Source organism: Methylacidiphilum caldifontis, from assembly GCF_017310505.1.
In the GTDB taxonomy this organism is placed as follows: Bacteria; Verrucomicrobiota; Verrucomicrobiia; order Methylacidiphilales; family Methylacidiphilaceae; genus Methylacidiphilum; species Methylacidiphilum caldifontis.
In genome coordinates this window covers 312685-335306 of the sequence record NZ_CP065957.1, presented here as the reverse complement: position 1 = coordinate 335306, position 22622 = coordinate 312685, and the positions used below count along the sequence as shown (strand labels likewise).

Sequence of the window (22622 nt, the reverse complement as noted above, 5' to 3'; positions counted from 1 at the left end):
TTATTGTACTACAAATATAAGGTTTTTTTTAGATTAAGATTATTTTCTTTTTTTTCTTCGGCAACTACTAATTATTTCTATGAGATCAATTTTTTTAAAATTTTACCCTAGATTCTCTCAAATAATGTTCGATTAATCCTTTTGTCGAGCAGTCATGTTCGGAAACCAAAGAGCCGCTAGCAAGCTCTTTTTCTATTTTTGTAGCTAGCTGTTTACCGAGTTCAACTCCCCATTGATCAAATGAGTTTATGTTCCAAAGTAATCCCTGGACGAAGATGCTATGTTCGTAAAAGGCAATCAGGGAGCCCAATGTTTTTGGGGTAATTTTCGTAATGAGAATGGAATTTGAGGGTCTATTACCTGGAAATGACCGGTGTGGCAGAAGTCTTTTGATTTCATCAGCACTTAAGTTGGCTTTCTCCATTTCTTCTTTTACTTCTTCTTCTGTTTTCCCTTTCATGAGAGCTTCGGTTTGGGCAAAAAAATTAGAAAGCAGAATAAGATGATGATTATCCAGTGGATTATGTGTTTCTATAGGAGCTATGAAATCTGAGGGAACAAGATGAGTGCCCTGGTGAAGAAGCTGGAAAAAAGAATGTTGGCCATTAGTTCCTGGATTACCCCACAAGATTGGTCCAGTCTGATAGTGGATGAGCTTACCCTCTTTATTGATTCTTTTCCCATTGCTTTCCATATAGAGTTGTTGCAGATAGTTAGGCAAAAGTTCTAAGTATTGATCGTAAGGAAAGATTCCATAAGTTTCCGCTCCAAAAAAGTTTCCATACCAGAATCCAAGCAGAGCCATAATCACGGGAATATTTTTTTCAAAAGGAGTATTTCGAAAATGTTCATCAGCAAGATAAGCTCCGTATAAAAGCTCTTCAAAGTTTTCCATTCCGATGTAAAGAACAATAGAGAGGCCTATAGCGGACCACAGAGAAAATCTTCCGCCCACCCAATCCCAGAACTCAAACATGTTGATGGGATTTATCCCAAAATCTTTCACCGCTTTTTCATTTGTAGATACAGCTACGAAATGTTTTTCAACGGCCTTGGTTTCACCCCCAAAATACTCGATCAATTTTTTTCTAGCGGTTTGAGCATTGGTTAAAGTCTCTTTGGTTGTAAACGTTTTGGAAGAAACGATAAAAAGAGTTTGATCAAGCTCAACGGCTTTTAAAACTTCAGCCAGATCCGTGCCATCAATGTTTGAAACAAAATGCACTTTTATTTCTTTATGCCCATAGGGAGTGAGGGCACGGCAGACCATTCTTGGCCCAAGATCTGATCCCCCTATACCGATATTAACGATATATTTTATGGGTTTTCCGCTGTAGCCTCTCCATTGTTGTGATCTAATGTCCAGAGAAAAATTTTTCATTTTCTCAAGTACTTTTTTAACTTCATCCATGACGTTACGGCCATCGACATAAATTGGCTGACCAGATCGATTTCTTAGAGCGATGTGAAGAACGGACCTATTTTCAGTGAAGTTGATTTTTTGTCCACTGAACATCTTTTCAATGTTTTCAGAAAGATTGATTTCGTTGGCTAGTTGAAAGAGCAGAGAAAGGGTTTTTTCGGTCAGTCTGTTTTTCGAATAATCAAAGAGAAACTCATTCCAACAGATTGAAAACTTTGTGAATCTCTGGGGATCAGAATGAAAAAGATCACGCAAATGAAGTTGGGAAATACTTTTGTAATGTTCTTCCAAGGCGTTCCATAATGGAGAATTAAATGGGCTGTTCATAAAAATTCCTTTTCAGATTTCTATTTCAAAATTAAAAAATTTTCATTCGCATTGAAAGAGGAGATTATAGCTAGGGTTTTGGATATCCAATCCTTTAATATGGGGTTATCCTATCAATCTCATCTTTTTGGTGCTACATACAAAAACGCTCTGCCTAAGAAGAAGTTTCTTTAATGAGCTGAAGGGCATGATTTATTGGTTTCCCTATGTATGAGACCGAATAGTGATGATGGCTAAAAAATGCAATGCTAAATTATTAATAAATATTTTTTAGTCTTCGTTTATTCGGTATTGCTTTTCCTTTTTGTAAAATTGAAGATAAGCGCTAATGTTCCATAGTTAAGACCATAGCGGATAGTAAGGAAAAGCGACCATGAGAATTCCACTCTCTTCCTATAGGGTACAGTTAAATAGTTCCTTTAATTTCGAAAAACTACAGGCAATTATCGAATATATCTCTTTGTTGGGAATAACGGATATCTATGCTTCTCCTATCACTAAAGCCAAACCGGGGAGTACCCATGGTTATGATGTCGTTGACCACAGCGTTATAAACCCTGAATTAGGGGATGATTCTGCATTTGAACAGCTTGTCTATGCCATAAAAGAAAAAGGCATGGGATGGATTCAAGACTTCGTTCCTAACCACATGGCCTATAGCAAGGAAAACAGCTTGCTTATGGATATTTTCGAACATGGTCCCTATTCCCGTTATTATGAATTTTTTGATATTGAATGGAATCATCCTTATGAATCTCTAAGAGGAAGGGTCTTAGCTCCTTTTCTTGGTCCACATTATGGGGAAGCTCTACTTAAGGGTGAGATTACCTTAGGATTTGAATCGGGTTCTTTTTACGTCCGCTATTATAACATTCAGTTTCCGCTTAAAATAGAAAGTTATGCGACTATTCTTACTTCTGTCCTCGATAATATCCGAAGAAGGGTAGAGACTAAAGATCCAGATTATCTTAAACTTTTGGGTGTTGTCTATACCATTAAAAATATCAGTTCTTCGGGATCAACTGAAGAACGTTTAGAACAGGTCTCTTTCATAAAGTATGAGCTTAATGAATTGTATACTAAAAATTCTCTTATTAGGGTTTGCATGGATCGAACGATAGAGCTTTTCAATTCGAAAGATAAGACAGAGCCCGAACATTTCCTGCTGATGGATAAGCTGCTTTCCGAACAATATTTTCGCTTTTCTCACTGGAGAGTGGCTTCCGAAGAGATCAACTATAGAAGGTTTTTTACTATTAATGATCTTATTTCCCTACGCATGGAAAAAGAAGAAGTATTTGAAGAAGCCCACAGCTTTATATTCAGGTTGATCGAAGAGGGAAAAATCACTGGTTTGCGTATCGATCACATTGATGGACTACTTGATCCAGAAAAATATTTAGTCATGCTTCGACGTCGGGTTCCGGCTACATATACTATCGTTGAAAAGATCCTGCGTCCCTTAAAAGAAACCCTTCCTATCAGATGGCAAGCTGAAGGAACTACAGGGTATGATTTTTTAGCCCTTTTGACCCAACTTTTCTGTAATCCCGAAAACGGTCCGATCTTAGATAGGATATATAGTCAGTTTACGGGAATTGATCAAGATTATGAAGATCTTTTACGGGAAAAGAAAAGGTTTGTTATAGGGCGAAGACTTGCAGGTGATCTTGATCGGATTGCACTTATTCTACATTCTCTTTGCTCTCGGTTATGGTTTGGCCCCGATGTAACCATTTATGGAATACGTAGAGCACTCGTTGAAGTTCTTTCCTGTTTTCCTGTGTATCGCACCTACATTTCCGATGGTCAAATGAGTAAGCAGGACAAGATGTTTTTGGAGGAAGCGGTTGGCATAGCTAAACAGACCCTGCCTGAACTATCCATTGAACTCGATTTTATCCTTAAATTTTTTTTACGGCAGATTGAACATTCTTTTTCTGAAAGTGAAGAAAAGGATCGTGAAAATTTTATCAAGCGTTTTCAACAACTTAGCTGTCCGCTTATGGCAAAAGGTTTGGAAGACTGCCTGTTTTATGTTTATAACAGGCTACTTTCCCTTAATGAGGTGGGTAATGATCCTTCAATTTTCGGTATCTGTTCGGAAACTTTCCATTCTTTTTTAACCGAAAGAGCTATTTGGTGGCCTTTTACTTTTAATGCGACCTCTACCCATGATACCAAAAGGGGAGAAGATGCTCGAGCAAGAATAAATGTCTTATCCGAAATTCCTTTAGAATGGGAAAAGGTCCTCTATCAATGGAGAGAAATTAATAAAGCAGACAAATCAAGACTTGGAAATATTTTAGTACCTGATGCTAATGCTGAATATTTTATCTATCAATGTTTGGTTGGCCATCTGCCTTTTGATTTAACTCTAATCGATCAATTTTTAAACCGTTTTAAGCAGTATTTTGTAAAAGCAAGCAGAGAAGCAACTAGCTTTTCTGGATGGCAAAATCCAAATACTGTCTATGAAGAAAAGTGTTGTAAGTTTATTGAATCATTATTAAATCCCAACAATACCCGATTTTGGGATGCTTTTATTCCTTTTCAAAAAAAGATCGCTCATTTTGGTATCATAAACTCCCTTTCACAGCTTGTTTTGAAGCTTTCTGCTCCTGGAATACCCGATTTTTATCAGGGTACTGAACTTTGGGACTTTTCTTTTGTCGATCCTGATAACCGTCGTCCTATAGATTTTGATACCAGAAAAAAAATCCTTGCCCAATTTTTGGCCATCAAAGATGAGGCGTTTTTCGTGCAAGAAATGCTCAAAAATTATACGGATGGTCGAATAAAGTTGTGGATTACCTACAAGGGGTTGCAGGCGAGGAAAAAATTTCCAGAGGTTTTCTGCTCCAAGTCTTATATTCCTTTGATCATCAAGGGATCAAAATCCCGAAATGGATTTGCCTTTTTAAGGTGTTTTGAAAATAAGTGGGCTTTGGTTGTTGTCCCAAAGTTTTGTACGGAGCTATGCCAGGAAGGAGAGTTTCCTATGGGCCAAGAGATCTGGCAAGATACCGCTGTCTTTTTGCCTGAAGATGCTCCTGTGGAATGGGTATCTTTAATTGCAGAGGAGGGTGTAAGAAAGTGGGAAAAAAAAGTAAGGATAGCAGAGGCCTTAAATATTTTGCCTGTTGGTATGTGGTATGGAGAAGGAAAAAAAATGTAAGTTTTAATTTAAGCTAGATCTTTGTGGTTGTAATAAAGCACAAAATTTTTAGGATTAACCCCAACAGAAAGGTTTTCTCCGATTAATCGACTGGGAGAGAGGGAGCCGAGGCCACTCCATTTTTCTTCTGCTAGATCAAGCATTTTTTCTAGAGGCTCTAACCTCTGATCAACAACAAATGTTCTTTCAACGCAGTCAAAATTGGTCAGCCCAATGATTTTTTCTTCTTCGTTTTCAAATAGAAAAGAAAAGATTTTTTCTTTTTCGTTAAAATAAACCTTTGGAGATATATTGGAGAGAGGTTGAAGGATTTTAAGCTTTTTTCGCAGGGTTAGACATTCCTTATACACTGACCAGAGGAGTGCATGTTTATCCTTTTGATGGAGTTCCCATTGAATGATAGACTTTTTAAATGTTTCCTCTATCGTAGGGTCATATCCATCTTGATCTCCATAAAAAGCTTGGAATTCTCTTTTTCTTCCTTCTCGAACCGCCTGGAGAAGAGCAGGATCTCCATGATCTACAAAATAGCAGAAAGGATTTTTTTCTCCATATTCTTCACCCATAAACAGAAGAGGTATGAAACCAGAGAAAAGGGTTAAAGCGGCTATGATCTTGAGTTCTTCAAAACTGACGAGGATGGAAAGTCTTTCTCCCCTAAAACGGTTTCCCACTTGATCATGATTTTGAGAAAAAACGATCAACTGCCCTCTGTTTGCCTTTTGCGGCTTTCTACCATGTTTGCGCTTACGATAAGAAGAATAACAACCATCCATAACGTAACCTTGCTGATAAGCTTTTGCCAACTGAGCAAGGGAGCCGAAATCGGCATAATAACCGTTTTTTTCACCGGTGATGTAGGCATGAAGTGCATGATGAAAATCATCACACCATTGAGCATGCAATGAATATCCACCCTCTGCTTTTGGATAGATGAACCGGGGATCGTTCCTATCGCTTTCAACAATTAAAAAATGAGTTTGGTTAGTTTTCAGATCATATTCTTTGACTTTATCTGCCAACTCTTCAAGAAAAAGATAGGCACTCTCATCGTAAATGGCATGAATGGCATCTAGCCGCAAAGCATCAATATCGAACTCAGTAAACCAGTAGAGTGCATTGTATATGAAATAATTTCTGACTTCATCACAAAAAGCATCATCATAATTAATCGCCTCTCCCCAAGGAGTTTTATATTTGGATGTAAAATAAGGACCGAATTTGGACAGATAATTACCTTCAGGACCAAGATGATTGTAAACTACATCTAAAATAACCGCTATGCCCATTTGATGACAATGGTTTACAAGTTTTCTAAGCCCCCATGGCCCCCCATAACTATTTTGTACAGCAAAAGGATAAACCCCATCGTAGCCCCAGTTTCTTTTTCCTGGAAATTGGGCTACAGGCATGATTTCAATGCTGTTAACTCCTAAGTCTTTCAATTTGGCAATCCTAGGAATTATTGCTTCGAAAGTCCCTTGTGGAGTGAACGTCCCAACATGGAGTTCGTAGATCACGTAATCCTCTAGTTTGGGTCTTAGGGAATAGTCCTGCGGATTTTGTGTATTATCAAACTGAATAACCTCTGAACGTTCATGAACTCCAAAGGGTTGATATCTTGAAGCTGGATCAGGATATTCTTCCTTTTCATTAATCAGGTATTTGTAGGTTATTTTTTGGTGATGTTCAGTAATTTTAAAAACGCTATTCCAGTAACCCCTCTTGTTTTTTTCCATGGGAATTACGGTCTCTTGCGGTTCATAAAGATGAACCTTGCAGTCATGGAGAAAAGGTCCCCAGACGGTAAAATGAATTTCATCGCTACTCGGAATCGCTCCCACGGGAATGATGTTTTCGACAAGATTGTTCATAAGAAATCATAAGAAAATAAACCCAAAGTTAAGGGTTTAATCTCGCGCGGGTTATTTTAAAGAGTTATTACAAATGGAATCTAGCATGGAAACAATCCTTTCTAACAAGGCAGCTAGCCTTGTCAACCAGGTTAGCTCTTCACAACCCCTTCATTCAACAAGATTTAAAGGATAATTCATAAAAGAAAGCACAGCTTTACACAAAGTTGATACTTCTTTTAGCAAAGATCTTTTCAAGGAGTATTCTATCTCGTAAAGAACTCTTTCCAACATGCAAAAATAAAGCAATCTTTCTTTTGCTTCCTTTTCAGCGGGGATAAGATCTGGACGAATGAGTTCAAGATAGCGATTAACAAATACCGAAGCCGCGTATCGATGCCAGCAAAGAGCTATTTCTTCAAGCCATAACCTGTCTTGAGAGATCAATAGGGAGGCGTCGAGAGCTGAATAAGCAGCCAAAAAAAGAGAAAAAATCATGCTGGCTACATCTTTGAAAGCCGTTTTCTTAAGTTTTCTTTGGCTAAAGGGCAGTTCAGATTCTCCTTCAAAATCGATGATGACAAAGTCCTTTCCGGTATAAAGGAGTTGTTGTAGATGAAAATCTCCATGAATTCGGATTTTTTGCCCATAATTTCCAGGAATAAGGATCTGATGAAGTTGATCTTCAATAGAACTGATTTTTTCAAGAAACTTTGATAGGGGCTCACTCTTCTTTTCCTTTTCATTTTTTGATAGCCTTCTTTGAATGCGCAGGAGGTATTCCATCGCTGATTGAAACAGGCTGCGTTGATACCAAGGGTTAATGGGCTCAGCTGAAAAGTCGGGATGATGGGGTTGGTTTGAAAGACAGTTGTGCATTAAAGCCGTCTTTTCTGCAATGAGCCTAAGTTTTTCAAAGTACGTTCCTTCTAAGATCTCTTTGCATTCAGCAGGCCAATTCAGGGAGGGAACTTTAAGAAGATCGCTTGGAGAAAAAAATAGGGCTTTGGCCTCTACCACTCTTTCAAAAAATCGACTAAGAGAATCAACCGTCAGTTGCCAACCATCTCCTTGATTGGGGACATACTCCTGAATAAGGCAGAAAGAATAAGTTGTTTTATCTGTAGAAAGAAATTCGGCTCTTCCCAGGTAACTGGGAAAAAAGGGAACTGAACTTTCCTTTTCCAGATATTCCAGAATTTCAATCTCAGGATTTATCCCTTCATTGAGCGGCCTGTAAAATTTGCATATTATTTTGTTTTCGAAGTTGACCAAAAAGTTTCTTTGGATTTCAGGAAGGATCTGGGATTGGACAGGCAGTTTTCCTTTACTGAGAAGCTCTTCAAGTTTTGGAGAAGGCTTGGATATGAGTTTGCCTTCGGCCAAGTTGATCTGCCTGGCTGATGCTATCCAATCAAGAATCCATGAACGAAAAGTAGGTTCGTGCATGGCATCGATAAGGATACCTTCCTGATCATTCTCCTTGAATTTACAAAAGATCCACTGCGGGTTTATCTTTTCTATAGCTTCGGCCTCCTTTTTATAAACAGATTTCAAAAACAGGATGAAAGGCTCAGGATTACCTGTATCATAATAAAACCAAAAGAGCACGAATTGGATGTCTCCGCCTAGGAACCGCAACGTGTTAAGTTCTATTGCTTCCTTGACTTCAACCCTTAGAAGTGTTTTGCCCAGATAATTAAACCACTTAAACAACGATAGGTATAAAGGTATGATTTGGGATGCAAATCTTTCGCCTCCCATGCTCAGCCAGAATGACGGAGATGGAATATTTTCCAATGATATGCTGGAGAATCGCTGCAGGCGGTTGGGGGAAGATTCATCGGCAGGATTGAGAGAAAACCAGAAATAGGCATAGGGCGATAACACAAAGAGAAGAGGGTTTTCAGATATTTTGGGCAGGGAAGCTTTGCCAAATATTTCAGTGGGAATGTATCCATGGTAGTTGCTCAGCGTAATTTCTGTCACTTGAGTAAAGCGAGAAAGGTTGATCACTACAAGAATACTGTCCTGGTTGTGTTTTCTAATGAAGGCTAACACCTTAGGATTGTTTTGATTGAGCATTTCAATGGTTCCTCGGCTAAAAGCCGAATATTTTTTGCGCATGGCTATCACACGCCTGATCCACCAAAGAAAAGAAGAGAGATTGTTTTGCTGCAGTTCCACATTTACCGCTGTGTAATGATATTCTGGATCGATAACAAGGGGAAGGTAAAGCTGTTGAGGGTTAGCTTTTGAAAATCCCCCGTTTTTTTCCCCTGACCATTGCATGGGAGTCCTTACCCCATTCCGATCTCCTAGATAAATGTTATCTCCCATCCCTATCTCATCACCGTAGTAAATAATTGGGGAACCCATGAGCGAAAAGAGGATCATAAAAATAAGCTCTCTTTTTTTCCTGTTATTATCAAGAAGTGGGGCAAGCCTTCTTCGAATTCCAAGATTTAAGCGTGCCCGGGATTCCAGTGCATAAACCCTATACATATAATCTCTTTCTTCGTCAGTCACCATTTCAAGGGTTAACTCATCGTGGTTCCGTAAAAAAGTCGCCCACTGGCAGTTATCGGGTATAGGGGGAGTAAGCTCCAGAATATCAACAATGGGATAATTGTCTTCCATCCGCATCGCCATGAATATTCTGGGCATTAATGGAAAATGGAAAGCCATGTGACACTCATCTCCATTGCCAAAATAAGCAACGGCTTCTTCAGGCCATTGGTTGGCTTCGGCAAGCAACATTCGATTTTCGTAATGATTATCAACGTAGCTTCGCAGTTCCTTGAGAAAATTATGAGTTTCAGGAAGATTTTCGCAACTTGTTCCCTCTCTTTCAAAAAGATAGGGAACGGCATCCAATCGTAAGCCATCAACTCCCATGCTAAGCCAAAAATCGAGTATTTTAAAAATTTCTTTCTTCACTTCAGGATTGTCGAAATTTAAATCAGGTTGATGAGAATAAAACCGGTGCCAATAGTAGGCCTTAGCTACAGGATCCCAAGCCCAGTTTGAAGACTCGAAGTCTTTAAAGATGATTCGAGCTTCCTTGTATTTTTCAGGATTATCGCTCCATACATAATAGTTTCTGTACAGACTTCCCGGAGGAGATACCCTTGCTCTTTGAAACCAAGGATGTTGATCTGAAGTATGATTTATGACAAGTTCTATGATAACTCTTAAAGCTCTTTTATGGGCTTCATTTAAAAACGTATTGAAATCTTTGAGCTCTCCATAATCCGGATGAATAGAACAGTAATCTGAAATATCGTATCCGTCATCCTTCAAAGGCGAAGGATAAAAAGGCAATAACCAGATTGCATTAACTCCAAGAGATTGAATGTAATCTAATTTTTGGGTTAATCCTAAAAAATCCCCTATACCGTCGTTATTCCCATCAAAAAACGATTTAACATGAACCTCATAAATGACCGCCTCTTTCCACCATAAAGGGGGTGGGGAATATACTGATTTTTCCAAAGGCAAATTTTTCTTTTTTTCTTCATCTAATCGAGGGTTTTCCATGGGTGATGCAGATTGAGGAAAATTCAGCAAAAGGGAAAATTATTTATTAAAAAGCAAAGTTATGAGAAATAAAAAGTGCACTCGGGGAGACTCGAACTCCCACGGGTAACCCCACAAGCACCTCAAGCTTGCGCGTCTGCCGATTCCGCCACGAGTGCATCGGTTTTGTCTTTGTACTAAAAAACTTTGTTTTTCGTACAACCCTTTTTCTTTTAATAAAAATAGACTTAAAAAAAAGACTTTTTCAAAAAAGTTAAAAGAAGAATCCAACCCTCATTTTACTTTTACTAGCGGTTTTTATTATCCTAAAAAAGTGCTAAAAGCAAGTGCAAAACGGGTTGTTTTTAAGCATCCAGTAATTTCTTTTCCATTCTATATCGTAACCAATCTCGCGTTACCCCAAGAAGCTTGGCGGTCTGGGATAGGTTGCCTTCGGTCTTTTCCAGAGCTAATTTTATGAGTTCTGACTCAAGTTCTTTTAAAGAAATTTTTGTTTGAAGGAGTTCTTCGACGATCGTTCTTTTCTCTATAGGATCCCCCTTTGGGGAGGGAATTTCATTAAAATCATTTTTGATTCCAGCTCTTATATGTTTGAGGCTAATGAGATTTTCTTCGCACCATAAAACAGCTTGTTCGATTTTATGAGAAAGTTCCCGTACGTTTCCAGGCCAACTGTACCGGAGAAAAATTTCGATCACTTCCTCTTTGAACCCTTCAATATTTTTCCCGTAGTGGATGGAAAATTTTTTAAGAAAGTGATGGCAAAGATCAGGTATGTCTTCTTTCCTGTCTCTTAGAGGGGGCAAATAGATTGAAACGACGTTGAGCCGAAAGAGTAGATCTTGTCGAAAACTACCTTGATTGACTTTCTCGAAAAGATTTCTGTTTGTTGCAGCAATAATCCAGACATCTGTTTTCCGGTCTTTGACACTTCCAAGCCGACGAATTTTCTTGGTTTCGAGTGCGGTTAATAATTTACCTTGCAAATTATAGGGAAGATCTCCTATTTCATCAAGGAATAGGGCGCCTCCATCAGCCGCTTCCATTAAGCCTGGCTTGGCGTTTTTAGCTCCTGTAAAAGCTCCTTGGTCGTGTCCAAAGAGCTCATCTTCAACAAGATTTTCAGGTAAAGAAATACAGTTAACATGGATGAAAGGTTTCTTGCTGCGTGAACTATGCCTATGAAGCAGCCGGGCCACAACATCTTTTCCCGTGCCCGTTTCTCCGGTGATCAGAACTGTTGGTGGAGTTTTGGTGGTGGATAAAGAAGCAAGTTTATGGATCGACTCTTTGACTTGAGCGATGGCTTGTGAAGAACCTATAAGGGAAGTTTCTTCTTTTTTCCTATAGTAGTCGATTTCTCTTTTTAACCTTACATTTTCTTCGATTTTTAAGATCAGTTGTCCAAGCCTCTGCAGATCAATAGGTTTTTGAATGTAATCAAAAGATCCTAATTTCATCACCTCCACTGCATCTTCAATAGATCCAAAAGCGGTAAAAACGATAGAGTAAAGATCGGGATTGAGTTCTTTGGCTTTTTTAAGCAGCTCTATCCCTCCCATTCCAGGAAGACGACAGTCAACGAGGAGAACCTCTGGATTTAGCTCTAAAAACTGATTGAATCCTTTCTCTCCATCGAAACACACATATACTTCTTGACCTTTACCTTCCAGAAAACGTTTCAAGGAAAGGGCAAAATTTTTTTCATCTTCAACAAGAAGGATCGAAAGACTCATAGGCTTTTTAACTCATTTTTAGCTCTTAGCTGCTCTAAATTCAATTCTTGCCGTTGTGCCTTTAGCCTCAACACTTTTTATGGTGAGCATCCCATCATTTTGTTCCGTATATCTTTTGGCTATCGCCAGTCCAAGACCGCTACCTTGAGCAGAAGTCGTAAAAAAGGGCTGGAATAGCTTGTCCTGGGCATAAGGAGGAATACCTTTACCTTGATCGATGATTTCTAGAACGACTTTTTCAACGGGAGTAGGATAATAAAAGGTAGATATTGTTATGGCTCCACCCTTTGTAGAAGCGTTAATCGCATTGGATATCAGTTCAATGATGACCTGCTCGATTTGTGCGGGATCAATCATAATTAATGGAAGGGAAGGATCAAGACTCAGGTTGAGGGATATGTCCTTGGGTAATGTTCGAGCAATACTGGGAAGAAGAGTATTTAACAGCTCATTAAGCCGGGTAAGACATCGATTGGGCACCGAAGGTTTTGTATAAGAAAGAAGATGGTTTATTCTTTTATTGAGGGTGTCGGTTTCTTTAATAATTTCTTTGAAGGTTGCCTTTGAAGATTCATCCTGGTTTTCTTGAAGGAGGGAGACTTCTGCAAGAGCTCTTATACTAGAAAGTGGGTTTTTAATTCCGTGTGCAACCGCTGCAACTGTTGCACCAATCGAAGCTGCTTTTTCGGATTCAATTAGTTTAGCTTGAAAGCTGTCAATCTTTTCAAAAAGGTGAGCAAAGGCTTCTGACAACTTTCCTATTTCTCCAGGAAAAGAGGGTAAAAGAATTTTTTGAGGATCCGCCATCGCTTTCTCAATCGTTTCGATCAGTCTTTGCAATGGCTGGGTTATGCCCCGGTTTTGCCACCTATATACAAGCCATAAGGTAATGGCACTAAAAAAAAAACTTAAAGGCAGTAAGGTCCGGATAAATTGAACTAACTCTTTTTCCTTGTTTTCTATGGTTTCTATGGCCTTTATATAGGCTTTGTTTTGAAAATCTTCAATCGATTTATCAAATTGGGAATAACCTATTTTTTCTAGCTCTTCTTTTTTGGCTTTCACTATTTCCCTATTTTTTTCTTCATCGAGGCATTTTATTAAAGCCAAACTCGATTTTTGGAGATCTGTCCATTGGTTTTTAACGATTAGAAAAGTAGATTTTTCCTCTCTGTCTGAAAAGAGAGGAGCCAAATCTGTAAGTTTTTGTTCAATCTGGCGGCTGAATCGGAAAAAATCGGCTTTGTCGTATGGCTGTTGGCCATCGACATAATCAGCTGTTTCTTTAAGTAATTTATAGCCCAGTAGCTTAATATCGTTTAAGATGTGGATTTTTTCAGAATACAGCCGTATCTGCTGGATGTTTTTCAACGAAAAAGTAGTGATCCAAACCATCTCAAAACCAAGAATGGTCACGATGAGAAATAAAAACAAAGTGGCGACCTTAATTCTCCAGCTGATCTTCATCTTTGTGTATTGTCTTTTTGAAGGCTATACAGGCTAAGGGAGGGAGGGTTAAAGAAAGCGAATAGGGTTGACCTTGCCATACAAGCTTTGCTGCTTCTTCGCCTTGAATATTTCCTATTCCGCTACCTCCATATTCGGGTGCATCGCTATTAAAAATTGTTCTCCAATACCCTGGATAAGGAGCGCCAATGAGATAATTTTCCCTAGGAACGGGAGTAAAATTAAAAATGCAAAGAATGTGTTCTTTGTTATCAAGGGATCGACGCACAAAGCTGATGATACTTTTTTCATAGTCTGAAAAATCGATCCAGTAAAAACCTTTTGGTGAAAAATTGCTTTCGTAAAGAGCTCTTTCAGATTTGTAAATAAAATTCAGAGATTTTACCATGAAACAAAGCTGACTGTGTAACCCTTCAGAAGCCAAATGCCAATCTAAACTCTTTTCATGATACCATTCGTCCCATTGTCCAAATTCCGATCCCATGAAAAGGAGTTTGTGTCCAGGGAAAAAGAACTGGTACGAAAAAAGGGCTCTTAAGTTTGCAAATTTTTGCCAGTTATCGCCAGGCATTTTCCTCAACAGTGAACCTTTGCCATAAACCACTTCGTCATGAGAAAGTGATAAAATAAAGTTTTCTTGAAAAGCATACCAGGCACTAAAAGTAAGCCGGTTTTGATGGTATTTCCTGAAAATGGGGTCCAGGGAAAAGTAAAATAAGCTGTCATGCATCCAACCCATGTTCCATTTGAATCCAAAACCGAGCCCTCCGGCATAGGTAGGTCGAGTAACCATGGGATAAGCCGTTGATTCTTCAGCAATAAGCTGTATACCGGGGAATTCCTTATAAAGCGTTTCGCTCAGTGTGCGCAAAAAAGCGATAGCCTCTAGATTTTCATTTCCCCCATATTTATTAGGGATCCATTCTCCTGGTTTCCTTGAGTAATCGAGATAAAGCATTGAAGCTACTGCATCTATCCTCAATCCGTCAATGTGATATTTTTCAATCCAAAACCGAGCACTACTGATCAAAAATTCCTTCACTTCATAGCGACCATAGTTGAAAATATAGCTTCCCCAATCAGGGTGGTAGCCTTGTCGAGGATCAGCATGTTCGTATAGGTGTGTGCCATCAAAGACTCCAAGACCATGTCCATCGGTTGCAAAATGGGAAGGTACCCAATCAAGGATTACTCCAATACCATTGCGGTGCAAATAATCGATTAAAAACATAAAATCCTGAGGTAGACCATAACGACTGGTTGGAGCAAAGTAGCCTAAGGATTGGTAACCCCATGAACCATAATAAGGATGTTCCATGACAGGGAGAAATTCAACGTGTGTATATCCCATTTCCTTTACATAGTTGGCTAAAAGGGGAGCTAACTCCCGGTAAGAGAGGAAACGGTTGTTTTCGGCAGCTTTTCTTTTCCATGATCCCAAATGCACTTCGTAAATATTCCATGGAGAATTCAATCCGTTGTGTTTAGCTTTTTTGTCCATCCAATCTTTGTCTAGCCAAGTGTAATCTAAGTTCCAGACAACAGAGGCACTTTTAGGAGGAATTTCCCATAAAAAGGCATAAGGATCTCCTTTAATGTGGACAGAGCCGTCTGCTTTCGAAATGATGTGATATTTATAGAGGTCTCCTTTGGTTACACCAGGGATAAACGTTTCCCAAATTCCACTCTGATCTTCTCTAAACGACATCAGATTTGCTTTTGGATCCCATCCATTAAAGCTTCCAATGACCGAAACCCATTGAGCATTAGGGGCCCATACAGCGAAATAGGCCCCTTTTTTCCCTTCATAACTTAAAAGATGGGATCCTAACTTTTCGTAGAGGTTATAGTGACTTCCTCTTTTAAAAAGATAAATATCCAACTCAGTAAAAAGGCTGAAGGCTTTGGGTTTATAGGGAGCTAAAAGAGGCTTTGTTATTTTTTTCATATTTGGTCTATGTCCCTCTGGAATTGAAGATGGTTAGCATTGTGTACTTTTAGGGAATAGATAATTCCATTTTTGGTCATTTTAGAAGATTTTCAAAATTGAATCTACTAAAAGAAATAGGTTTAGAAGAATGATGCAGGTGGCGATAGCCCATCCAATCAAAGAGCTTAAGGGACCTAAAGCAAAACTGTCCATGACTTTCTTGTTCTGACTAATGAGAAGAAGAGGGACTAGGGCAAAGCCTATCCCAAAACTTAAAACCACCTGGGAAAAGATCATCAGCTTGGTGGGATCTATGCCTAGAAGTATCGCAAAGATAGCTGGGATCATGGTAAAAAGCCTTCGAAACCACAACGGAAAACTAAAATGGATGAATCCCTGCATAATGATCTGTCCAGCCAGTGTTCCAACAGTTGATGAAGAAATCCCGGAAGCCAACAAAGACAGTCCAAAAACAAAAGAAGCAAATTGACCCAAAATAGGGATAAGGGTACGGTAAGCTGCTTCTAATCCATTTGGACTGACGTTTTCTTGATGAAAGGTAGCTGCAGAAACGATTAACATAGCCATGTTGATCAGTCCTGCGATGCTCATGGCTAAAAAAACGTCAACGAGGGAATATTGGAGCAATTTTTTTTTGCTTAAGGAATCGGTTGTAACGATTCTGTCTTGGGTTAAAGCGGAGTGCAGATATATAGCATGGGGCATAACGGTAGCCCCAAGAATGCCAGCTGCTAGATAAAGGCTGTCTCCAGATTTGAGCTCTGGAACGAGAATTCCTTGAAGAATGGCTGTACTATTAGGATGGGCTATAAAGATCTCTAATAGGTAACAGATGGCAACGATGCCGACGAAAGAACCCACGGTTATTTCTAACAGCCTGAAGCCTTGCTTTTGAAGATAAAGAATCAAGGAAGTGATCGTTGCTGTAAGAAGGGCTCCCCATATTAAAGGAAGACCAAAGAGGATTTTAAAGCCAATAGCTGCTCCTATAAATTCAGCCATATCTGTGGCTATGGCCATGACTTCGGCTTGAATCCAATAAAAGTAACAGAGCAAGGGGCAATTAAGCCAATCTCTTATCCATTCGGGAAGGTTTTTCCCCGTAATCATCCCTAACTTGGCGGAGAGCCATTGAACGAACATGGCCATCAAGTTGGATAATAAAACTACCCAAAGCAGATTGTATCCGAATTTCGAACCACTCTCGATATTTGTGGCATAGTTTCCCGGATCAATGTAGGCGATAGCCGTGATAAAAGCAGGGCCTATAAAGGGGAAAAGCCTGTTTATGATTTTTGGCTCTTTACCTTCGAGAATTTCTTTTGCTCTTTGTATTACCCAGGAATCGACCGTGGAGCGCTTAACAGGTAGATCTCTTTGGGTAGTCTTCATTTATCTCTAAAAAGAAAGGGACACCGAAGAGTTTTAATTATAACTCTTTTGAGCATTCCCTATGAGGTAGTTGCCGAGGAATAACCTTGATTTTCTTCCCTATAAAAAGAGGGATAGAGGCTTGATGAGGGGCTTTTCCCCAAATTTGCAAGGTTATTTCTTCTGCCGAGACTTCGAGCACTTCAACCATGGTTCCAGGAAGCAATCCAAGGGTATTAAAAAATCTTAGAGATTGTGGATCTTGTGCAATAATTCTTTTTACTTCAGCTTTTTCTCCTTTGTCCAGCGTAACAAGCTCTTGCTCTTGTTCTTCGAAAGGCATGACCAGCTCCTGGGAAGGAATCGGATCTCCATGGGGATCCCTTAGGGGATGGTTAAGAAGTTTAGCAATAGCTTGTTCAAACTGCTCACTGATGACATGCTCAAGTCTCTCAGCTTCTCCATGGACTTCGTCCCATTGGTAGCCTAGTTTTTCAACTAAAAACGTTTCCAAAAGCCGATGATGTCTTAAAATTTCCATAGCTATGCGTATTCCTGTCTCGGTAAGTGAAATCTCGTAATAAGGTTTTCTTTGGACTAGCCCAAGTTTGGTCAGTTTTTTTACCATTTCAGTTACAGAAGCAGCTTTGACTCCGATTTTTTGCGCAAGCGCCAGCGTGGTAACAGGTTCTCCCCGCTCAGCTAAATGAAAGATCTCCTTTATGTAATCTTCTTGAGAAGAACTCAGTTCGATGGATTCATATGTCTTTGTTTTCTTCATGGATAAGCTTGGCGTTTAATTTAGCTTATCCTAATTATGAAAAAGAAAAATGATTTTTCTTGAAAAAGTTATAAACTAAAAAATAAAACTATTGATAAATTTTATAAAACTATGAGTTCTTTTTTTCCTCTTTCTTCGTTACTTAAGAATTTTTTGATTCCTGGATCAAAAACTTCTTATTCCTTTGTTAGTCTGCCTGATTTTGAGAGCCTTTTTTTTCCTCAGTTAAAAAAATTGCCCGTTTCGTTGAGGATTATTTTTGAGTCGGTTCTACGGAATCATCTAGACAAAAAAGCAAAAAAAGAAGATGTCGAAAAGTTTTTATCTTGGCCCCATGTTTCGAAAGAGGAAATTCCGTTTTATGTGGGTCGAATTTTACTTCAAGATTTTACTGGAGTACCTCTTTTGGTGGATCTTGCTGCTCTTAGGGCTGCGGTATATAAAGCAGGAAAAAATCCCAAAGAGGTAGAACCGCTTATCCCGGTTGATCTTGTGGTTGATCATTCTATACAGGTAGATACTTTTGGAGTGAAGAACGCACTTGAATATAACCTGGAGAAAGAACTCGAAAGAAACAGCCAGCGATATTCTTTTTTGAAATGGGCTCAATCTGCTTTTTCTCGATTGAGAATTTTTCCTCCAGGATTAGGGATATGTCATCAAGTCAATCTTGAATATTTGGCACAAGGGGTTTTGAGCCAACAAAAAGAAAATTCAGTTCTTATCTATCCCGACTCTCTTCTAGGAACTGACTCGCACACGACAATGATTAATGGGCTTGGCATAGTGGGATGGGGAGTAGGGGGGATAGAAGCCGAAGCGGCAATGCTTGGGGAAGCCTATTACATGTCTATACCTGAGGTAGTTGGGGTTCGGCTGCTTGGATCTCTTAGGGAAGGAGTCATGGCTACGGATCTGGTTCTTACTCTGACCGAGAAGTTAAGAAAAGAAGGGGTAGTGGGAAAGATTGTGGAATTTTTTGGACCTGGAGTGCCTTTCTTATCCGTTCCCGATAGAGCAACTGTTGCAAACATGGCTCCAGAATATGGAGCAACCATGGGTTTCTTTCCCATTGATGAAAAGGTGCTCTTATACCTTAAGCAGACAGGAAGGGAACAAAATTTAGTTTCTTTAGTTGAACATTTTTATAAAGCTCAACATCTTTTTGGTGTTCCTCAAAATCCTGAGGATATCCTTTATTCTCACGTTGTTGAACTGGATTTAGATTCTGTTGAACCTTCCATTTCGGGCCCACGAAGGCCCCAGGACCGCCTATCGCTGCCTGAGCTTCCCCAAAAATTTCTTTCTTTATTGACTCAACCTTCTTCTGTACAGGGATATGGGAAAGAGCCAGAAATCATTAAAAAAAGATATAGAGTAGCTCCCTATCCTTTTTTGAAAGTCACAGAAAGACAAACTGAGGAAATTGGAGATGGCTCTGTAGTTATTGCGGCTATAACCAGTTGTACGAATACCTCTAATCCGCTCGCTATGATTGGAGCAGGATTATTAGCCAAAAAGGCCGTGCTTAAGGGATTAAAAGTCCCGGGTTTTGTAAAAACCTCTTTGGCTCCTGGTTCACGAGTTGTCGAAGATTACCTTCAAAAAAGCGGTCTTCAGAAGTATCTCGATCAGCTTGGTTTTGCAATCGTTGGTTTTGGATGTACAACTTGCATTGGTAATAGTGGGCCACTTTCAGAGGAGATTGAGCAAACCATCAAAGATAACAATCTAATCGTTGCCAGTGTTCTTTCGGGTAACAGAAATTTTGAGGCGAGGATTCATCCCCTGGTGAGAGCAAACTTTCTTATGTCTCCCCCTCTGGTTGTCGCCTTTGCATTGGCTGGATCTGTGCTCAAAAACCTTTGGGTAGAGCCCATAGGAAAAGATTGGCAAGCTAAAGAGGTTTTTTTAAGAGATCTTTGGCCCTCATCATCAGAGATTCAGGAGGTTTTGGCAAAAACGATCAGTCCCGAAGCCTTTAAAAGACTTTACACTGAATTTCTAGAAGAAAATCGGTCATGGGAAGCTATAGATTACCAAACAGGCGATCTCTATTCATGGGATCCCTACAATACCTATATTCAGTATCCCCCTTTCTTTGAAGAGAGCTTAAAGGGTAATTCCCTTAAACCTTATCCCATAGTAAAAGCCAGAGCTTTGTGTATTTTAGGAGATTCCATAACCACTGATCACATCTCCCCGGCAGGGGTAATTCCCTTAAAGTCTCCTGCGGGCAGCTATCTTAGTAACCAAGGAGTTTCTTTTAAGGATTTTAATAGTTATGGTTCTAGACGGGGTAACCACCATGTCATGGTAAGAGGCACCTTTGGTAATGTGCGATTGAAAAATTTAATGGTTCAAGGCAAAGAGGGAGGCTATACTAGGCACATGCCCGATGGGGTGGAGATGTCTATTTATGATGCAGCTATGCTTTATGAAAAAGAGAAAGTGCCTTTAATTGTATTTGCTGGAAAAGAATATGGCTCAGGAAGCTCAAGGGATTGGGCAGCAAAAGGGACGCGGCTTTTGGGAGTCAGAGCAGTCATTGCGGAAAGCTTTGAAAGAATTCATAGAAGTAATTTGATCGGGATGGGTGTATTGCCCCTTGAGTTTGAAAAGGGACAAAGTGTAAAAACGGCGAAAATTGATGGAACAGAACTCTTTTCCATACCTGAGAGTAAGGATTTTATCAAACCAGGTCAAAGGGTGTTTCTTGAAATAGAAAGAACAGATGGGTCGTTTGAAAAGATTCCATTGATATGCCGGATTGATAATGAAGCTGAATATAATTATTACGTTCAAGGTGGCATTTTGGCTTATATATTGAATCGGTTCTTAAACAGCAGTTCTAAGGATAGATAGAAGCGTTATTTTTGCTTCAAAAAAACAATAATGAACCATGTCTTCATGCATTGCGGGTTGGGCATTTTTGAGCACCCTAACTTGTTCAGTCTCAAAACGAACTTTCAAGGGGTTTTTACAGAGGTACTCCCTAACTCCTTTTCCAAACTGACCGAAAAGGAACGGTGTTCTTGCTCCATTTCTTTGAAAACAGGCAAAGCCTTGTTCCACGTTCTCTGGAATCCAAATTCTTTGCCTATAATAGGAGATTGGATCGATGAGATAAAGGAATTGAATTGTTTTTTGCCTGTGCGACAGGATCTTGCATAACTTCAATGCCGTAATCGCTCCTCGGCTGTAACCAAAGAGAATAAGGGGTTCAGTCTTTTTTTCGATAAGACAGCAAATAGAGTAGAGTCGTAGTGAGGATAGAGGAGGAAAAACGGTGGCCAGTTGGATTTCATTTAACCGGGCAAGACTGTAATTAACGTAGGGAAAAGAGGCAGGACCAAGACCATAAAAACCAATTTTCATGGGTTGGGTGGTTTTTTAAGGTAGAGCTTTGAGAAAGGATGTTCATCAAGTAAGTTAGGTTCTATGCCCCCAATTTTGTTAGGATCATAGAGTAGAATACCCGAATAGAAATAAAGTGGAATAATAGGCAGTTCTTCTTCAACTAAAATTCTTTCTCCTTCCTGGAGTATCTGGAACCGGAGTTTCTCATCGACCGTTTTTTCTGCTTTATGCATAAGAGCTTCATAGTGTTCGTTGAACCATCCTGTCTCATTGTTAGGTGAAGACTTTGTAAAAAGATTAAGGAAAGTTGTGGGATCAGCATAGTCTCCCACCCAACTTGACCTAGCGATGTCAAAGTCCAGGGAAGAAAGAGAATTAAGGTAAACTTTCCATTCTTGGTTTCTTAATCCCACATGTATCCCTAAGTTTTGATACCACATCGCTTGAATTTCTGTGGCGATCTGTTCATTTAACTCCCCTGAATTATAAAGAATAGATAGGGGAGGAAATCCTTTGCCACCCGGATAGCCCGCTTCGGCAAGTAGCTGTTGTGCCCTTTTTGGATCATAAGGTAGTCCTGTGGGTGAAACATAACCCGGAACTCCTGGAGGAGTTATAGATCCGGCGGGAAGTTCTCCTCCACGGGTGATTATTTTTACGATACGGGATTTATCAATAGCCATGGCTAGGGCACGACGAATACGGCTGTCGTTAAGCGCCTTGCGTTGGGTGTTAATCCTATAAAAATAGGTCGCAAAAATTGGAGAGCAGTGAAAATAGGATTTATGGATAATTTTATCTAAAAAAAAGGTAGGAACAAGACCTTTATCCAGGATGATGTCAGCAATGCCACAATAGAAAAGGTTGAAAGCTGTTGAGGCTTTAGATGTCGTCAATAAGACTAGCTCTGGAGTTTGGATAGTGGTTTGTCCCCAATAGTAAGGATTTTTTTTAAGTACGATCCGATCATTAATTCTCCATTCTTTAAGAACGTAAGGACCATTACAAACCATATTACCAACTTTTATCCAATCTTCTCCATAGATTTTTATTGTATCCATGGGTAGGGGAAAAAAAACCGGTTCAGCAACCAATTGAAGAAAAAAAGGAATGGGATAGTCGAGTTTTATTTCCAGGACAGTATCGCCGTAGGCTTTTATGCCAACAGAAGAAAAATCCTTGATTTTCCCTTCATTATAATCTTTAGCTCCCTTAATCCAAAAAAAGAGATCTGCATATCGAGATCCCTGCTTGGGGTTAAGGGCTCTTTCCCATGAAAGAACAAAGTCATTGGCTACAACCGGCTTGCCATTGTTCCAATAGGCTTTCCGTAAATAAAACCGGTAGAGCGTTCCTTCCTCTAAACAGTCCCACTTTTCGGCAACGGCGGGAACAATTTCACCTTTAGCATTCCATGTAGTGAGTCCCTCAAAAAGAGCATTTACGATTCTTCCTTCCAGTTGCCCTGTAATGACCTGGGGATCAAGAGATTCAGGTTCTGGACCGTTGACAATGACGATACGATTGACCGCTGGGTTAGAATTACATCCTTCTAGAAAAAATAGGAAACTTGCCAACAAAAGGGAGGAAATAAAAAAAAACAGCAATCTTTGGCCATTCAAGGAAAAATCAATA

General features: G+C 39.5%; 12 protein-coding genes and 1 tRNA gene. 2 read left to right on the top strand and 11 right to left on the bottom strand.

Going from position 1 to position 22622, the window contains the following annotated elements; translation table 11 throughout:
- Window positions 1-94: 94 nt before the first annotated feature.
- The gene (pgi, locus tag IT6_RS01595) at window positions 95-1750 is read right to left on the bottom strand and encodes a glucose-6-phosphate isomerase (RefSeq protein ID WP_206827144.1); all 1656 of its coding nucleotides are present in this window, start codon (window positions 1748-1750) and stop codon (window positions 95-97) included.
- 373 nt (window positions 1751-2123) lie between these two features.
- Here pgi and treY point away from each other — a divergent pair, with 373 nt between their 5' ends.
- Window positions 2124-4928, top strand: coding sequence for a malto-oligosyltrehalose synthase (gene treY, locus IT6_RS01590; RefSeq protein WP_206827142.1), 2805 nt, complete (start codon window positions 2124-2126; stop codon window positions 4926-4928).
- 8 nt (window positions 4929-4936) lie between these two features.
- Here treY and treZ read toward each other — a convergent pair whose 3' ends face one another.
- The 8 genes from treZ to IT6_RS01550 form a co-directional block, all read right to left on the bottom strand.
- Entirely contained in the window at window positions 4937-6802 is a 1866-nt protein-coding gene (gene treZ / locus IT6_RS01585) for a malto-oligosyltrehalose trehalohydrolase (RefSeq protein ID WP_206827140.1), read from the bottom strand.
- 150 nt (window positions 6803-6952) lie between these two features.
- The gene (gene treS / locus IT6_RS01580) at window positions 6953-10321 is read right to left on the bottom strand and encodes a maltose alpha-D-glucosyltransferase (protein ID WP_206828423.1); all 3369 of its coding nucleotides are present in this window, start codon (window positions 10319-10321) and stop codon (window positions 6953-6955) included.
- A gap of 76 nt (window positions 10322-10397) precedes the next feature.
- A tRNA-Leu gene (locus tag IT6_RS01575) sits at window positions 10398-10479 on the bottom strand.
- A gap of 186 nt (window positions 10480-10665) precedes the next feature.
- Complete coding sequence (locus IT6_RS01570) at window positions 10666-12057, bottom strand: sigma-54-dependent transcriptional regulator (protein ID WP_206827139.1); 1392 nt, start codon at window positions 12055-12057, stop codon at window positions 10666-10668.
- A gap of 18 nt (window positions 12058-12075) precedes the next feature.
- Entirely contained in the window at window positions 12076-13524 is a 1449-nt protein-coding gene (locus IT6_RS01565; RefSeq protein ID WP_206827137.1) for a HAMP domain-containing sensor histidine kinase, read from the bottom strand.
- Window positions 13502-15472: a 1,4-alpha-glucan branching protein GlgB gene (glgB, locus tag IT6_RS01560; RefSeq protein WP_206827134.1), complete on the bottom strand. Its 1971-nt coding sequence runs from the start codon at window positions 15470-15472 to the stop codon at window positions 13502-13504. Before glgB ends, IT6_RS01565 begins: the two co-directional genes overlap by 23 nt.
- Window positions 15473-15553: 81 nt before the next feature.
- Window positions 15554-16867, bottom strand: a complete 1314-nt coding sequence (locus IT6_RS01555; RefSeq protein ID WP_206827132.1) for an Nramp family divalent metal transporter — start codon at window positions 16865-16867, stop codon at window positions 15554-15556.
- A 37-nt stretch (window positions 16868-16904) separates the two neighbouring features.
- Entirely contained in the window at window positions 16905-17627 is a 723-nt protein-coding gene (locus IT6_RS01550) for a metal-dependent transcriptional regulator (protein WP_134440107.1), read from the bottom strand.
- Between the two features lie 111 nt (window positions 17628-17738).
- Here IT6_RS01550 and acnA point away from each other — a divergent pair, with 111 nt between their 5' ends.
- On the top strand, window positions 17739-20492 hold the full coding sequence (gene acnA / locus IT6_RS01545; RefSeq protein WP_206827121.1) for an aconitate hydratase AcnA: 2754 nt from the start codon (window positions 17739-17741) through the stop codon (window positions 20490-20492).
- Here the strand turns inward: acnA and IT6_RS01540 are convergent.
- Both IT6_RS01540 and IT6_RS01535 read right to left on the bottom strand, forming a co-directional pair.
- Window positions 20466-21005, bottom strand: a complete 540-nt coding sequence (locus IT6_RS01540) for a thioesterase domain-containing protein (protein WP_134440105.1) — start codon at window positions 21003-21005, stop codon at window positions 20466-20468. The genes acnA and IT6_RS01540 overlap by 27 nt on opposite strands.
- Window positions 21002-22594 (bottom strand): peptide ABC transporter substrate-binding protein, encoded by a 1593-nt coding sequence (locus IT6_RS01535; protein WP_242524277.1) that lies wholly within the window; start codon window positions 22592-22594, stop codon window positions 21002-21004. The genes IT6_RS01540 and IT6_RS01535 overlap by 4 nt, the downstream gene beginning before the upstream one ends.
- Window positions 22595-22622: the final 28 nt, after the last annotated feature.